The organism is Alkalilimnicola sp. S0819 (genome assembly GCF_009295635.1).
Lineage (GTDB): Bacteria > Pseudomonadota > Gammaproteobacteria > Nitrococcales > WHIW01 > S0819.
Window position 1 is genome coordinate 103,769 of record NZ_WHIW01000003.1, and the last position, 14,904, is coordinate 118,672.

Genomic DNA, 14,904 nt, shown 5'->3' on the forward strand with positions numbered 1-14,904 from the left:
CTGTGCGGGGCCAGCGCGACACCGCGCCTTGCCCTCCATGGGTCGACACACGGAGCCATCCATGAACACGCTCGCTACCCTCGCCATCGCTTCCGGCCTGTTTCTGTCCGCCTGCGCGGGGCCCTCCCCGAGAACGGAGGACGGGCAAGCGAATGCGGTGCACTATCGGTGCGACAGCGGTGCAAGGATCACCGCGCGTTATCCTGCAACCGACTCCGCTGAGATTCGGTATCAGGGCGAGAGCCACGTCATGCGCATCGCGGTGTCCGGCAGCGGTGCGCGTTACCTGGGTGGCGGCTGGGTATGGTGGACGAAGGGTTCCGGCCCCGGCTCGCAAGGCACGCTCTTTCGCCAAAGACCCGATGCGGCCTCGACGGAAATCATCGAGCGATGCACCGAATTACCTCATCAGCCGGCGCTGGCCTGGGCGGGCCGGGGTGGCGACCCCGAGTCGGATACCCGGGATGAACAGCCCCGGGTGTGGCTGAAGGCGGAATACGGCTTCTGAAGGACGCCGCCTTGCTATAGGGGGACAGTGTGAGTTGCCCGGCTCACCGATACACCAGGCCGCCGTCGATAATGGGGGGCTGACCGGTCATGTAATCAGAATCCGGCCCCGCAAGGTAAGAGACGAAAGAGGCCACGTCCTCGGGCGTCTGGGCCCGACCCAGGGCGATGCCGCCGACGAATTTTTTGTAGTTTTCACCGATTTCAGCCCCTGTGATATCAGCCATGCGTCGGTCGATTTCGACCCACATATCGGTGCCGACCACACCGGGGCAATAGGCGTTGACCGTGATGCCGTCGCCCGCGAACTCCTTGGCCGCCGCCTGGGTCAAGGCGCGCACCGCGAACTTGCTCGCCGAATAGATGCCCAACAAGGCGAAACCGTCATGCCCCGCAATGGAGGCTGCGTTGATGATCTTGCCTTTCTGCTTGCGTGCCTTGAATTTCGCGGCCGCGGCCTGGATGCCCCACAGCACCCCCTCGATATTCACCTTGTTGATTTTCTCTATGTCCGCGGGTGTCACCTCCGCGATGGGTTGAATGCTGGCGATGCCTGCATTGTTGACCATGACATGGAAGCCGCCCAGTTCCTTTTCGGCGTGCTCGACAGCCGCGTAGACCTCATCGCGGCTGGATACATCGGCTCTGAAAACCGTCGCCTTGCGCCCCACGGCCCGCACTTCGTCGGCGACGCTCGCCATGGAGTCTTCGTCCAGATCCACGATCGCGATGTCCGCGCCGTCTTTGGCCAGCCGAAGCGCGATCCCCCGCCCGATGCCTTGGCCTGCTCCTGTGATCAGCGCGACCTGTCCGTTGATGCTCACATCGCTCTCCTTGCCATTTCATTGCGGCACTTGCGTTTCGCCAGTGGAATCCGTGTTGGATTTCCCCTCCGTGGCCACGCCCGGCATCGACGCCCAGGCCTCAGATGCTCCACCGAGCTCGCTGCGACCCGCTCGGGCTGCAACGGTCGAGTCGATGTCGATGTAACGGTAACCCGAGGGGGTTTCAAGGCACTGGGCAAGGGGAGGAGACGTCGTGCAGCCCTCGTTTCGCCAGGGCGCGACCCCAATGAGAGTCAGCTAACGATTTCAATGCCGCGCCCTGGCGGGCAGGCTTGGCTTGGCGGGGGAGCGTCCGCTGAGCGATGCCCGTGCAAGGGTTGCATTTGCATGCACGGGTCGCGGGATGCGGCCCACAGCCAGTCAAGGAGACGAGATGAGCAATCCACTCGCCGAAGACTTCGCCAAAGGCATTTTCCGCACACCTCGGCCGCCCTGCCTGTCCCTCTGTCAGTCCACCCACCGCAGTCACCCGGACGACAGCCAGGACCGGATCCGCTTCGGCAACCTGGTCAAGACCCTGGAGGAGTTACTGGCGCAGAAGTATCCCCGGCAGGACAGCGCACCGTTGCTGCAACCCTTCCACGATCTGGCGGCGGATCGCGACTTCTGGATCCATACCGGCGACGGTCTGGCGGTGCTCGCCGCACCAGGGCTGTTCCGCGCCTATCCGCTGGAGCGGCCGGTGGAGGAGTTGGCGCTGGTAGGGGAGCGCTTTCACATCAAGCCCCTGCTGCGGATGCTGCAGTCGGCGGACGACTACCAGATCCTTGGCATCAGCCGCCAGGAGGCGAGGCTCTACCAGGGTAACCGTGACGGCTTGCACCAAGTCGAGCTGCCGGCGGACTTTCCGCGCACCTTGGCGGACGTCATCCCGGAGCATGACAACAAGCCACAGCCCATTCGCACCCACGGTTCGGCCGAAATCGGTGGTGTGCATGGTGCCGCCTCCCTGGCGGACCTGGAGAAGGGGCAGATCGAACGGTTCTTTCGCAGCGTCGACCGGGCGATGTTCGCGCAGTATTCGCGACCTCGTCGCCTGCCCCTGGTGCTGCTGGCCTTGCCGGAAAATCAGGGCGATTTTCGCCGGCTGAGTCACAACCCCTTTCTGCTGGAGCAGGGCATCGACGCCTCGCCCACGGCGCTGTCCGTGGAAGATTTGCGCCGGCGAGCCTGGGAGGTGATAGAGCCGCAGTACCTGCAGCGCCTGGCAGCCCTGTGCGAGATGTTCGCCGCGGCCCGTGCCCGGGCCCAGGGCGACGCCGATCTGGTGCTGATAGGCCGTAACGCGGTCGCCGGGCGCATCGCCACCTTGTTGATTGAGGCCGACCGTCAGGTCCCCGGCCATATCGATGGGCAAAGTGGTGCCGTGGAATTCGATGAACCGGGCAAGGCCGCGACCGACGACCTGCTCGATGACCTGGGCGAGCTGGTGCTCAGCCAGGGGGGCAGGTGGTGGTCGTCCCCGCCGAGCGCATGCCTTCCACCACGGGTGCCGCCGCCATCTACCGCTTCTAGCCGCCGCGCCGCGGTGGCGGGCCGGCGGTAGTTCCGGGGCAGTGCGGCCAATCGGCGTCGCGTGCGCGGGCCTGGTCCGCGCCGGCAGTTTTCGCTTGGGGAGCGTGTGAACCTGCGACAGGCATTTTTCTCGATTCTACTGATCGGTTTCTTGCTGCTCGCGGCCCAACTGCTGCGCGCCCGCATTCGGCTGTTGCGCAGGCTGTTCCTGCCCGGCTCGATCATTGCCGGCACCGCGGCGCTGCTGTTGGGCCCGGAGGTGCTGGGAACGCTGGCCGGCGAGGGCGCGGGGGTCGCCGCCGATGGCTTGGTGCCGAAGGCGGTGTTGGAGGTCTGGCAGGGCCTTCCGGGGTTGTTGATCAATGTGGTGTTCGCCGCGCTTTTTCTGGGCAAGGCCATACCCGGCATGCGGGAGATGTGGTATCGGGCAGGGCCCCAGGTGGTGTTCGGTCAGACCCTGGCCTGGGGTCAATACGTGGTCGGGCTCACACTCACGCTGTTGGTGCTCACACCCTTTTTTGGCATGAATGCGATGGCCGGCGCGTTGATCGAGATCGGCTTCGAGGGCGGGCACGGTACGGCGGCGGGCATGGCGGCAAGCTTCGCCGAGCTGGGCTTCGCCGAGGGCGCGGATCTGGCGCTGGGTCTGGCCACCGTGGGTATCGTGGGCGGTGTGCTGTTCGGCGTGGTGTTGGTCAACTGGGCGGTGCGGCGCGGCCATATTGCCCTCAGTGAGGAGGGCGATGTGGTGCCGGTGGCTGATCCGGCCGGGGAGCGGGCCGAGCTCGATCGGCTGCGCGAAGAGAATGCCGAAAGCACCGAGCCCTTGTCCTTGCACATCGGAATCGTCGCCGTCGCCATCGGCCTCGGGTGGTTGTTGCACAAGTTGCTGATCGGCTTGGAGGCGCTCAGCTGGGGGCGCGGCGGCCTGCAATTGATGAACCATGTGCCGCTTTTTCCCCTGGCGATGCTCGGCGGGGTGCTCATACAGCTCCTGGTCGACCGATTCGGTTGGGGGCATCACATCAGTCGCCGGCTCATGAATCGGATCTCCGGCGCGGCACTGGATTTCACCATCGTCACCGCGCTGGCGACACTCTCGCTCTCGGCCATCGGTGAACATCTGCTGCCGTTTCTGTTGCTCGCGGTGGCGGGCAGCATCTGGTGCCTGTTCTGCGTGCTGGTGCTGGCCCCGAGGCTGATCCCCTATAATTGGTTCGAGCGCGGAATAGGCGATTTCGGCCAGTCCATGGGGGTGACCACCACCGGTCTGCTGCTCATGCGCATGAGCGACCCCCACAACCGTTCCGGCGCATTGGAGAGTTTCGGCTACAAGCAGCTGTTTTTCGAGCCTATCGTCGGCGGGGGCCTGTTCACCGCCGCCTCCCTGCCGTTGATCGTCGCCCTCGGGCCGGTGGCGATGCTCGTGTTCACCGCCGCGGTGGCGGGTGGCTGGCTGGTCTTCGGGCTTTGGTACTTCGGCCCGTTGGCGCGGGCCGAGCGCCGACGCGCCTAGTTCGCGCCGGCCGGGGGCGCCCGCGCTCGCTCACACCTTGCGAGTGAACTCCGACTTGAGCTTCATCGCCCCGATGCCCTCGATCTTGCAGTCGATGTTGTGATCGCCCGCCACCAGGCGGATGTTCTTCACCTTGGTGCCGACCTTGACCACCTGGCTGCGACCCTTGACCTTCAGATCCTTGATCACGGTAACGGTGTCGCCATCGTTCAGCACCGTGCCGTTGGCGTCCCGGACGGCGTTGGGGTCCTCGCCCGCCGCCTCTTCGCCGGGCGTCCATTCATGAGCGCACTCGGGGCAGACGTACAGGGTGCCATCCTCGTAGGCATAGGGGGAATCGCAGTTCGGACAGGGGGGCAGGGCGGACATGCGCAGGATCTCCTGGTGCGTGGCGAGCTGGCGGATGGGCCAGGCCCGCATTCGCGGGCGGGCCGGACGCTGGGGCTGTCGCCGGCAGCCACAAGTCGGCATATAGCATACAACGGTCGTGAACGTGAGGGCCAGCGGCGGGCATCTCCGTCACTTGCTGGGTTTCCTGACGATGCGGCCCCGGCGGCAGGGGCGAAGGAACGTGGGCGGCGGGGATGTTGCCCGGCAAGCGGCGCCTTGCCTGTTCGGGAACCTCGCAAGCGCGGAGCGCATCCAGTAGGCACGCAGGGATGATTCCTGCGTCTCGAACGACCACCGCGGCGGCTATCGGGTGAGCGCTGCTACCCGCGGCGCGGCGTTTTAATTAGGGAGAAGAGTAATGTTGACGTATGCCTTGATTGCCTTTGGGATCGCCGCCGTAGGCGGCCTGGTGCTCGCGTCCAGTGTCCTGCGCGACAGGTTCGCGCCCTGGGGCTTGTCCGTGCTGCACGCTTTGCTGGGGGCCAGTGGGCTGATCTTGCTGATCATGATCCTGATACAGGGTTCCGCACCACAACGGCTGCTGATCGGTTTCGTGCTGTTGCTGCTGGCCGCGCTGGCGGGGTTTTTCCTGGTCTCCTTCCATATGCGCAGAAAAATCCCGCCCAAGGCGGTAGTGGCGGCACACGCGCTGGTCGCCGTGGCCGGCTTTCTGACACTGTTGAGCCTGGTGCTTTGAGCGATGCGACACCCACTGCACCCGGCGCTGGTCCATTTCCCCATCGCCTGCTGGTCGCTGGCAGTCGTCGCGGATTTCGCCGGTCTGTACTTCGGCGACGCGGCCTGGCGCTGGTCCCAGGGGTTGTTGATCGTCGCTTGCATTATGGCAATTCCGGCCATGCTGGCGGGCCTGCTGGAGCTTTCCCGGATCCCGGAGGGCCCGGCCCTGCGGGACACCTGGTGGCACATGGGCGCGATGTTGCTGGCATTCACCCTGTTCACCACCCGTTTGCTGCTTGGCCTGTCGCAAGGACCCGCTTTCGCCCCGGATGCGCTCGCTCTTTGGCTGGATGCCGCCGGTTTCGTCAGCCTTGCCATCGGCGGCTGGCTGGGCGGGCGCCTGGTGTATGGGCATGGGCTGGGCCGGAGCCGGGAGAGGGCGGATCGCGGGCCTTGAGCTGCCGCGATCGTAAACGGCGCTGGCTGGCCCAAGATGATCAGGACGGGAGGTAACCATGGCCAAGGCGAAGATCGCGGCCCGATCACCCATCGAGGTGAGTCTCACGCCGGAGACGCAATACCACTGGTGTCGCTGCGGACGATCGCAGAATCAGCCTTTCTGTGATGGGTCCCATGCGGGTACCGGGCTCACCCCGCTCTCCTTCCGGGTTGAAAAGCCCGGCAAGGCCTGGCTGTGTCGGTGCAAGCAAAGCAGCACCCCGCCCTATTGCGATGGGACCCACAAGACGCTGCCCGAGGAGGCGAGGGAACTGGATGTGCCGGAACGTTCCGCCAGCCATAGCCGGGCGCCCGCCCCGAAGGACACCGCGGAGGAGCCCTCGCTGGAGTTCATCCACGCCCTCGCCAGCGAGGGTCTGGAGGGCATCGGGCCCGATGGTCCGGTGGCGGCGATGGGCGTACCGCGGGCGAAGCTGCCCTCCTGGGAGGATATTCAGATCCTTACCGCCCAGCTGCATCGTCGGCCCTTGGCCGATAAGGCACCGGTGGCGACGGAGCTGGTGATCGGGCCCGGGGCCAGGAAGCCCCTGCGTCTGGCCATGCCGCTGTTCGTCTCGGACATGAGTTTCGGTGCGCTGTCGGAGGAGGCGAAGCTGGCCCTGGCGCGTGGCGCCGAGCTTGCCGGCACCGGCATCGCCACCGGCGAGGGCGGCATGCTGCCCGAGGCACAGCAGGCCAACTCGCGTTATTTCTACGAACTGGCCTCGGCGCAGTTCGGCTACCGGGAGGCCTTGTTGGCGCGGGTGCAGGCCTTTCATTTCAAGGCGGGCCAGGCCGCCAAGACCGGCACCGGGGGGCATCTGCCGGCCGCGAAGGTCACCGAGCGCATCGCCGAGATACGCCAGCTCCCGCCCGGTGAGGATGCGGTTTCACCGGCCGCCTTCGAGCAGCTGCGTACGCCGGCCGACTTCAAGGCCTTCGCCGACCGCGTGCGTGAACTCTCCGGCGGCATTCCAATCGGCTTCAAGATGTCGGCACAACATATTGAGGACGATATTGATTTCGCGCTGGAGGCCAGCGCCGATTACATCATCCTGGACGGCCGCGGAGGCGGCACCGGCGCCGCGCCGCTGTTGTTCCGGGACAATATCTCGGTCCCGACCATCCCCGCCCTGGCCCGGGCCCGGCGCCACCTGGACCGGTGCGGACGCCCCGAGGTCACCCTGATCGTCACTGGCGGTCTGCGCACACCGGCGGATTTCATCAAGGCGCTGTGCCTGGGGGCGGATGGCATCGCCTTGGCCAACAGCGCCATGCAGGCCATCGGTTGTATAGCCGCCCGGATCTGCCACACCAATAATTGCCCCAGCGGCGTCGCGACCCAGAACGAAGAGCTGCGCGCGCGTCTGCAAGTCGATGTGGCGGCGCAACGCCTCGCGCGCTTTCTCCACGGATCCTGTGCGCTGATGCAGGTAATGGCCCGTGCCTGCGGTCATGACCGGCTCGATGCGTTTTCTCTGGACGACATCACCAGCTGGAAGAGCTCCCTGTCCGAGCTCGCGGGAATTCCCTACGGCGGTGTATCGATGCGCCGATAAGCCGGGGTCGATCCGCAGCCCGGGGCGGTCGGCGCCAGGACCGGTCCGGACCGCCCGCCACGAACATTGGCCGCAGGCGCTAGCCGCGGATCCGCCAGCGCGGCTGGCCACCCTTGCAACTGATGCTATTACTACTCATAGAGTAGCTTGCCGCCCCGGCCCCTACGGAGGACGCGTCATGATATCCAACAGCTTCGATACCCGTGATCAGCTCGAGGTCGACGGCAAGCGCTACCTGATCCACCGTCTCGATCGGATCGATGGCGTGCAACGGCTGCCATTCAGCCTGAAGGTCCTGTTGGAGAACCTGCTGCGCAACGAGGACGGCGAGCGGATCACCACCACGCAGATCGAAGCCCTGGCGGGCTGGCAGGCGAAGCAGGTGGGGGTGCAGGAAGTGCAGTACACGCCGGCGCGGGTGCTGATGCAGGATTTCACCGGCGTGCCCTGCGTCGTCGACCTGGTGGCCATGCGGGATGCCATCGCCGATCTCGGCGGCGATGCCCGCCGGATCAATCCGCTGATTCCCACCGAACTGGTGATCGACCATTCGGTCATCGTCGATGTCTTCGGGCGCGAGGACGCCTTCCAGACCAACGCCGCGCTGGAATTCGAGCGCAATGCGGAACGCTATCAGCTGCTGCGCTGGGGCGCGCAGACGCTGGACGATTTCAAGGTCGTGCCGCCGGATACCGGCATCTGCCATCAGGTGAATCTGGAATATCTTTCTCGGGTCGTGTTCACCCGGGAGACGGCGCAGGGCACGCTCGCCTACCCGGACACCCTGGTGGGGACCGACTCGCATACGCCCATGGTCAACGGCCTGGGAGTGCTCGGCTGGGGCGTGGGGGGTATCGAGGCCGAGGCCGCGATGCTCGGCCAGCCGGTCAGCATGCTCATGCCCGAGGTGCTGGGCTTCAAGCTCACCGGGGAATTGCGCCCGGGTACCACGGCCACCGATCTGGTGCTCACGGTGGCCGAACTGCTGCGGCGCACGGGCGTGGTGGGCAAGTTCGTCGAATTCTACGGCCCTGGTGTCGCCAATGTGCCGCTCGCGAACCGTGCCACCATCGGCAATATGAGCCCCGAGTACGGCTCCACCTGCGCCATCTTCCCGATCGACCAGGAGACGCTTTCCTACCTGCGCCTGACCGGTCGCGACGAGCACCAGATCCGCCTGGTCGAAGCCTACGCCAAGGCCCAGGGCCTGTGGCATGACCCGGACCACGAGGCCGAGTACTCCCAGACCATCGAGCTCGACCTGGCAACGGTGGAACCCTCGCTGGCCGGCCCCAAGCGGCCCCAGGACCGCGTGCCCCTGCATATCGCGCCCAATGCCGTCTGTGCGCTGCTGGCGGGCCATTCCCAGGCCGAAGCGCTCAAGGTCGGTCTGGACGCGGCCTCCGCCTCCTCGTTCCCGGCCAGCGACCCGATCTCGCTGAGCCACGACGACCCCAGCGACGCGCCGCGCACGCTGGCGGGCGACAACTGCGCTGTCGCCGACTGGCAGCCCAACCCGGTTCCGGTGATGCTGGCCGATGGGCGCCGTGTCGAACTCGACCACGGCTCCGTGGTGATTGCCGCCATCACCTCCTGCACCAACACCTCCAACCCCTCGGTCATGATCGGCGCGGCGTTGCTGGCGAAGAACGCCGTGGAAAAGGGCCTGCTCAGCAAGCCCTGGGTCAAGACCTCGCTGGCCCCGGGCTCACGGGTGGTAACCGATTATATCGAGCGCGCGGGGCTCACTCGCTACCTGGACGCGCTGGGCTTTCATCTGGTGGGCTATGGCTGCACGACCTGTATCGGCAACTCCGGGCCGCTGATCCCCGAGGTCAGCGCCGCGATCGCCGAGCACGACCTGATCGTCTGCTCCATGCTCTCCGGCAATCGTAATTTCGAGGGCCGCATCCATCCCGAGGTGCGAATGAACTTCCTGGCTTCACCACCGCTGGTGGTCGCCTACGCGCTGGCCGGCAGCCTGCACGTCAACCTGACGACGGACCCGCTGGGTACCGGATCCGATGGCGAGCCGGTTTATCTGCGGGATATCTGGCCCTCGCCGCAGGCCATCGAGCAGACCATCGCGGAGAATCTGCAGGCGGAGATGTTCACCTCAGGCTATGCCGACGTCTACGCCGGCGATGAACGCTGGCAGGGCATGGAGGTACCCGCGGGCGATACCTTCGAGTGGCAGCCGGAGTCGACCTATGTGCGCAAACCGCCGTTCTTCGAGGGCATGGAGGCCGAGCCCGCGCCCCTGACGGACATCGAGGGCGCGCGCGTGCTCGCGCTCTTGGGTGACTCCGTCACCACCGATCACATCAGCCCCGCCGGTGCGATCGCCGCGGATTCGCCGGCGGGCCGCTATCTCACCGAACACGGCGTCGCCCGCAAGGACTTCAATTCCTACGGTGCCCGGCGCGGCAACCACGAAGTGATGATACGCGGCACCTTCGCCAACCTGCGCTTGCGCAACCGATTGGCCCCCGGCACCGAGGGCGGCTACACCCGCGATTTCACCCGGCCCGATGGCCCGGTCACCACCATCTACGAGGCGGCGGGAAGCTACGCCCAGGCGGGCACCCCCCTGGTGATCCTGGCGGGCAAGGAGTACGGCTCGGGCTCTTCCCGCGACTGGGCCGCCAAGGGCACCGCCTTGCTGGGGGTGCGGGCGGTGATCGCCGAGTCCTATGAGCGCATCCACCGCTCCAACTTGATCGGCATGGGCGTGCTGCCGCTGCAGTTCCCGGACGGGGAGAGCGCTGAAAGCCTGGGTCTGAACGGCGAAGAGCTCTACAGCATTGCCGGTCTGGCCGGAACCGAGGCGCCCACCGGCAAGGTCCGCGTGACCGTCACCGACCCCCGGGGGGAGACTCGCAGCTTCGATGCCACCGTGCGTATCGATACGCCCGCCGAAGCCGACTACTACCAGCATGGCGGCATCCTGCCCTATGTGCTGCGGCAGTTGTTGGCTCAGGGGTGAGGCCAGGGGTACAAGCCCAGCGTGCGCCTGCGCGGCGGTTATCGTCCCGCCTCCCTTCGCCCCGGGGCAGGGCGCCATCGTGCGGGTTCTGATCGGCCTTCCTTGATTTTGAGAAGCGCTCGACTATGGTTGCTCGATAATTGAAATATAACGATATGCAAGGGTGCCGAGAGGTAGCGATAGCCCGCCAGCTCCGCGGCACCCCAGGGAGACGCTGTCCAAGGCCTTTGCCACTACTGGCAAGGGGCCGCGGCCGCCAAGGGCGAGCCCCGCAGTGGCGCGTTCCCGTGCACACGGATGTTGATAACAATAAGCAAGGATGGAACCGATGCGAAATCGATCGTTTTACGCCTCCGTACTCGGCCTGTTACTGGCAGTCGCCGGCTTCGGCGTCTCCGCCAATGCCGAGGCGGCGTCTTGTACGGGCTTCAAGGTGACCACGGGCGGCCTGAATGTGCGCACATCGCCCTCGACCCGCGGCACGGTGGTGGGGGTGATCCACCGGAACGAGCGCTACATCGCCACCGGCGCCAAGTCCGGGGGCTGGCGCCAGATCTGGTTCAACCACGCCGCCCGCTGGATCTACGCCAGTGGCTATACCTCATCCCAGAAATACTCTTGCGGCACCGTCACCGCTTCCACGCTTAACGTTCGCTCCGGCCCCGGTACCGGATACCGGATCGTCGGCACCACCGGCAAGGGCGCGAAATGGGCGGTGATCGAGAGCCGCGGCGCCTGGCGGCGGATCTGGTATGCCAGTGAGCGGCGTTGGGTCCACGGCGGGTACCTGAACCAATCGGTGCCAGTGCCGAAGATCGAGCTCACCGGCTTCAATATCAACAAGAACACGGACAGCACCAGCAGCCGCTATGTCTCGGCCTACAGCACCACCCGCAGCTCGCAGCCGCGTTATTATCGCATCAGCGAAGACGCCAGATTCTCGGGCGCCAGCTGGAAGCGCTACAGCAGCCGGGCCGCTTTCACCCTCTCCGCCGCGGCAGGCCGCAAGCGGGTCTACTTCCAGGTGAAGAACGCCCAGGGGCGCCTGTCGAATGTCCGCAGCGACACCATTACCTACACGCCGCCCCCGCCGCCCTCCAGCAACGGTTTTCGCGTCGACCGCCAACGCTTCCTGGGCCATGTGCGCGCCTCCTTCGGCTCCCTGCGAAAGAGCCAGGTGGACGGCATCAATTACCTGCTGAGCAATATCGAGAAGGACACCCGCCCGGCGATCAAGGACAAGACCGTTTGGATGCGTCAGATCGCCTACCTGTTCTCGACGGTCAAGCATGAGGTGGCCAACACCTATCAGCCGATCACCGAATACAGCAAAACCACCTGCGTGCGCTACCAAGGCGGTTGCACCTACAAGGGCCGGGGCTACGTTCAGCTGACTCACCGCTCCAACTACGCCAAGATGTCTCCCATTGTGGGTGTGGATCTGGTGGCCTATCCCAAGCTTGCCTTGCGCCCCGATATCGCCTACACGGTGATGTCCCACGGGATGTACCACGGCATGTTTACCGGTCGCCGCCTGGGCGACTACATCAAGCGCGGCACCACCGACTATTACAATGCCCGTCGCGTCGTCAACGGCCTGGACCGGGCCAGTCTGCTGTCCGGCTATGCCCGCTCGTTCCAGACTGCACTGGAACGTTCGACAGTGGCGAAGTAGGGGGTGACGCCATGAAGGCTTCCCGTGTCATTGTCGCGCTCGTGGCCCTGGGGGTCGGTGGTGTGACGGGCTACTGGCTCGGTAGCCCGGCGGCCGTCGATGAAGTCCCTGCGCTCGTCGAGCATCCCGCGCCGTCGCCGCTGCGGGACGGGCCGCGGGATGGCTGGGCCTTCCAGCAGCGGCCGGCCCAGGAGCCAACAGCCAATGGTGCGATCGTCGAGCGTGGCACCGACGCCGAGACGCCGGAGTTCGAGGCGTTCGAAGATCCGCGTATCGCCCAGCGGGCCCGCGACCAGGCCCTGGCTACGGTGGACCGACTGGCCATGGCGCTGAACAGTGCGGCCTTCGGGAATGAGCGTGAGATCCAGGCGCTCAAGCAGGCGCTGCTGGACAAGGCCGGCGTCGATAGTCTCGCGCTGCAAGGCATCATCGACGTCTTCCGCACTGACCCGGGCTCCGTGCTCGGTCAGCATCTCGGCTCCCTGCTGGCGGAGATCAAGGACCCGGAGGTGGAAACCATGGCGCAGCAATTGGTGCGCTCTGGTGCACCGGATCAGATGAAAGCCGGCCTGATGGTGCTGGGTGAACTGGGAATCCCCTCCGAGGAGACCCTGCGCATGACCCAGCAGATCATCCGCCAGCCGTATTCCGACCCGGACTTGCTTATGGGCGCCATACGGGCCATGCCGGTAATGCCCATGTCGCAGCATGCAACGGCGGAATCCCTAAGCAGTCTCACGGAGCTGGCGGCGCACCACCCCCACGACGGGGTCCGTTCCAACAGCCTTTTCAAGATTTCCGACTGGGCCAAGGACGGCGAGGACTTGCGCCCCGTGGTGCAGGCCCTGGCGGCACACCGGCCGACGGATGACCGGATCAGTGCCGCCATGGCGCTCTCCCGATCGACGGTGGTGGATGACTCGCTGCGGCGCACCTTGCTCGATCGGATGGCCGATGCCAATGAATTATGGGAGGTGCGCCAATACTCGGCGGCGGCTCTGGAGCGTTTCAAGCTGAGCGGCTCGGAGTACCAGCGGCTCGAATCCTTCCGCCGGGAGCAGATGGACCTACAGCATAATGGCTGAGTCAATCGCGTTCTTCGCCGTTGGGGCAGTGACCGTGTTCGCCCCGCAAGAGAGGAGGCCGATGCAACTGATCCCAGGACTGCTTCTTGGCTTCGTGCTGGCCCTGGCGAGCGCCCCGGCGTTTGCCCTGGATGCGGCCGAACTTCGTTGCGGGTGGTTCGAGAACCCCACCCCCGGCAACGCCTGGCTGAGTGACAGGGATGGCGAATGGCTGGTGGGCCTGCAGGGCGGTCATCAGGCCGAAGGGCAGTGGCCGGACTTCGCGCCGGGTGAGTGGGTGCGCACCAATCGCGCTTACGGTTATGGCTGTACTTGCCTGGAGGTCCTCACCGATTCCCGAGCGAAGCGTATTGAGCGGATCCTCGGCACGCAGCGGCGCGTACTCGATGCCTGCCGTGATGATCCCGCGCTCAGCGAACCTTCCGCTGGCGGGGCGGCAGTCGAGCCCTGAAGAAGCCGCCGGGTGCCCACCTGGAGCCGGCCAAGCGGGGAGCAGCCATGGCGCAACGGACCTGTAAGCGAGTGGCGCGGGCTGTGCTTCGTGGTCCATGTGTGGGGACCGCGGCCCACGCCCTTCGCACCTGCCTCCGCCCTCAGGCGGTCTCGTTGCTGATCTCGTAGGGCAGGTCGCGTAGAGTTACCGGATGCCCCTCGCAGCTTAACGGTTTATCCAGTGCATCCATGCGCAGGGCGGCCAGCGCTTCGTAGCCGCCGGCCCCGTCCGCCGCGACGTTGACCAGCTCACCGACCAGCTTCTCGTCGCCATCGCGCACTTCGCTCCCCGGGGCGGGTGCCTCGGAGCCAGACAGGCTGATGCGGTAGCAGCGACGCTTCAGCTTGCCCAGGTACTTCATCCGCGCCACCACCTCCTGGCCCGGATAGCAGCCCTTGCGGAAATTGATGCCGCCGATCAGGTCCAGGTTCAGAGTCTGGGGCACCCAGGTCTCCCGGGTGGCGTCCAGCACCCAGGGCAACCCGGCGCGGATGTCGCCCAACGCCCAGCCTTCGGCGGATTGGGGCAGGAACTGCGCACGCAGGGCGGTCAGGCGTCGGGTGGCGGCATCCGGGGTGCTGATCAGCAGATAACGCGCCGTTTCCCCCGGCAGGCGCAACAGGCTGGTGCCATCCTCGTGGCCTACGGTCTTGCCCGTATCCGGGGCGCCCAGCCCCACGGCGTCCAGGGTCTCGGCCAAGCCGCGCCCGCCAAGGCCCCAGACCAGGCGTTCGGCGCTTAGATCGGTAATGCTGACCTTGCTGCGCAGCACGAACATGGTGAGCCGCTTGCGCAGGGTGTCCAGCAGATCGACGGGGGCGAGCAGGCGAAAGTCCTCGCCTTCCCGGTACAGCAACACCACGGCGATCACCCGCCCCTTGGGGCTGCAGTAGGCGGCCAGGCGAGATTCATCCGGGCCGAGATTCTCCGCATCGTTGCTCAGCTGATTGTGCAGAAAGCCCGCGGCGTCGGCGCCGCTGACGCCCAGCACACCAAAGCCGGGCAGGGCGGCGATAGCCGGGCTGTTGCCCTCGGCTGCGGCGGGCGCGGTCTGCAATTCCGGTGCGGTGGCGAAAATCTCTTGCCAGCCCATGAAGCCATACCTCGCGTTGCTGTGCGATAATGGGGGCTTCCCAGTACTCAGTCAGGAGCGTCCG

At 66.0% G+C, this 14,904-nt stretch carries 13 protein-coding genes; 10 read left to right on the top strand and 3 right to left on the bottom strand.

Features of this window, described 5'->3' with window-relative positions; all coding sequences use genetic code 11:
- Positions 1-61 precede the first annotated feature (61 nt).
- Entirely contained in the window at positions 62-508 is a 447-nt protein-coding gene (locus GBG68_RS14080) for an MliC family protein (RefSeq protein WP_193222202.1), read from the top strand.
- 43 nt (positions 509-551) lie between these two features.
- On the opposite strand, the gene GBG68_RS03475 is transcribed toward GBG68_RS14080, so the two are convergent.
- Complete coding sequence (locus GBG68_RS03475; protein WP_152145182.1) at positions 552-1,331, bottom strand: acetoin reductase; 780 nt, start codon at positions 1,329-1,331, stop codon at positions 552-554.
- A gap of 394 nt (positions 1,332-1,725) precedes the next feature.
- On the opposite strand from GBG68_RS03475, the gene GBG68_RS03480 reads away from it, so the two are divergent.
- Together GBG68_RS03480 and GBG68_RS03485 are read left to right on the top strand one after the other, a co-directional pair.
- Positions 1,726-2,898 (top strand): hypothetical protein, encoded by a 1,173-nt coding sequence (locus GBG68_RS03480; RefSeq protein ID WP_226801600.1) that lies wholly within the window; start codon positions 1,726-1,728, stop codon positions 2,896-2,898.
- 75 nt (positions 2,899-2,973) lie between these two features.
- Positions 2,974-4,383, top strand: a complete 1,410-nt coding sequence (locus GBG68_RS03485; RefSeq protein WP_152145184.1) for a sodium/glutamate symporter — start codon at positions 2,974-2,976, stop codon at positions 4,381-4,383.
- A 30-nt stretch (positions 4,384-4,413) separates the two neighbouring features.
- On the opposite strand, the gene GBG68_RS03490 is transcribed toward GBG68_RS03485, so the two are convergent.
- Positions 4,414-4,752 carry a zinc ribbon domain-containing protein YjdM gene (locus GBG68_RS03490; protein ID WP_152145185.1) on the bottom strand — a complete coding sequence of 113 codons (339 nt, stop codon included), beginning with the start codon at positions 4,750-4,752 and terminating at the stop codon, positions 4,414-4,416.
- A 379-nt stretch (positions 4,753-5,131) separates the two neighbouring features.
- On the opposite strand from GBG68_RS03490, the gene GBG68_RS03495 reads away from it, so the two are divergent.
- The 7 genes from GBG68_RS03495 (at position 5,132) to GBG68_RS03525 (ending at position 13,705) form a co-directional block, all read left to right on the top strand.
- Positions 5,132-5,470, top strand: coding sequence for a hypothetical protein (locus tag GBG68_RS03495; RefSeq protein WP_152145187.1), 339 nt, complete (start codon positions 5,132-5,134; stop codon positions 5,468-5,470).
- A 3-nt stretch (positions 5,471-5,473) separates the two neighbouring features.
- Complete coding sequence (locus tag GBG68_RS03500; RefSeq protein ID WP_152145189.1) at positions 5,474-5,908, top strand: DUF2231 domain-containing protein; 435 nt, start codon at positions 5,474-5,476, stop codon at positions 5,906-5,908.
- Between the two features lie 58 nt (positions 5,909-5,966).
- On the top strand, positions 5,967-7,508 hold the full coding sequence (locus GBG68_RS03505) for a glutamate synthase-related protein (RefSeq protein ID WP_152145191.1): 1,542 nt from the start codon (positions 5,967-5,969) through the stop codon (positions 7,506-7,508).
- Positions 7,509-7,689: 181 nt separating this feature from the next.
- Entirely contained in the window at positions 7,690-10,494 is a 2,805-nt protein-coding gene (locus GBG68_RS03510) for an aconitate hydratase (protein ID WP_319020492.1), read from the top strand.
- 328 nt (positions 10,495-10,822) lie between these two features.
- Positions 10,823-12,169 (top strand): SH3 domain-containing protein, encoded by a 1,347-nt coding sequence (locus GBG68_RS03515; protein WP_193222203.1) that lies wholly within the window; start codon positions 10,823-10,825, stop codon positions 12,167-12,169.
- 11 nt (positions 12,170-12,180) lie between these two features.
- Complete coding sequence (locus GBG68_RS03520) at positions 12,181-13,254, top strand: hypothetical protein (RefSeq protein WP_152145198.1); 1,074 nt, start codon at positions 12,181-12,183, stop codon at positions 13,252-13,254.
- A complete protein-coding gene (locus GBG68_RS03525; RefSeq protein WP_226801602.1) occupies positions 13,247-13,705 on the top strand; it encodes a DUF4087 domain-containing protein in 459 nt (152 codons plus the stop codon). The genes GBG68_RS03520 and GBG68_RS03525 overlap by 8 nt, the downstream gene beginning before the upstream one ends.
- 142 nt (positions 13,706-13,847) lie before the next feature.
- Here GBG68_RS03525 and GBG68_RS03530 read toward each other — a convergent pair whose 3' ends face one another.
- On the bottom strand, positions 13,848-14,840 hold the full coding sequence (locus GBG68_RS03530; RefSeq protein WP_152145200.1) for a YgfZ/GcvT domain-containing protein: 993 nt from the start codon (positions 14,838-14,840) through the stop codon (positions 13,848-13,850).
- Positions 14,841-14,904 lie beyond the last annotated feature (64 nt).

What these genes read in the sequence shown, in the direction of transcription:
- GBG68_RS03500 (WP_152145189.1), top strand. Translation starts at nt 5,474, where the DNA reads ATGCGACACCCACTGCACCCGGCGCTGGTCCATTTCCCCATCGCCTGC.
- GBG68_RS03495 (WP_152145187.1), top strand. Translation starts at nt 5,132, where the DNA reads ATGTTGACGTATGCCTTGATTGCCTTTGGGATCGCCGCCGTAGGCGGC.
- GBG68_RS03480 (WP_226801600.1), top strand. Translation starts at nt 1,726, where the DNA reads ATGAGCAATCCACTCGCCGAAGACTTCGCCAAAGGCATTTTCCGCACA.
- GBG68_RS03505 (WP_152145191.1), top strand. Translation starts at nt 5,967, where the DNA reads ATGGCCAAGGCGAAGATCGCGGCCCGATCACCCATCGAGGTGAGTCTC.
- GBG68_RS03515 (WP_193222203.1), top strand. Translation starts at nt 10,823, where the DNA reads ATGCGAAATCGATCGTTTTACGCCTCCGTACTCGGCCTGTTACTGGCA.
- GBG68_RS03520 (WP_152145198.1), top strand. Translation starts at nt 12,181, where the DNA reads ATGAAGGCTTCCCGTGTCATTGTCGCGCTCGTGGCCCTGGGGGTCGGT.
- GBG68_RS14080 (WP_193222202.1), top strand. Translation starts at nt 62, where the DNA reads ATGAACACGCTCGCTACCCTCGCCATCGCTTCCGGCCTGTTTCTGTCC.
- GBG68_RS03490 (WP_152145185.1), bottom strand. Translation starts at nt 4,752, where the DNA reads ATGTCCGCCCTGCCCCCCTGTCCGAACTGCGATTCCCCCTATGCCTAC.
- GBG68_RS03525 (WP_226801602.1), top strand. Translation starts at nt 13,247, where the DNA reads ATGGCTGAGTCAATCGCGTTCTTCGCCGTTGGGGCAGTGACCGTGTTC.
- GBG68_RS03530 (WP_152145200.1), bottom strand. Translation starts at nt 14,840, where the DNA reads ATGGGCTGGCAAGAGATTTTCGCCACCGCACCGGAATTGCAGACCGCG.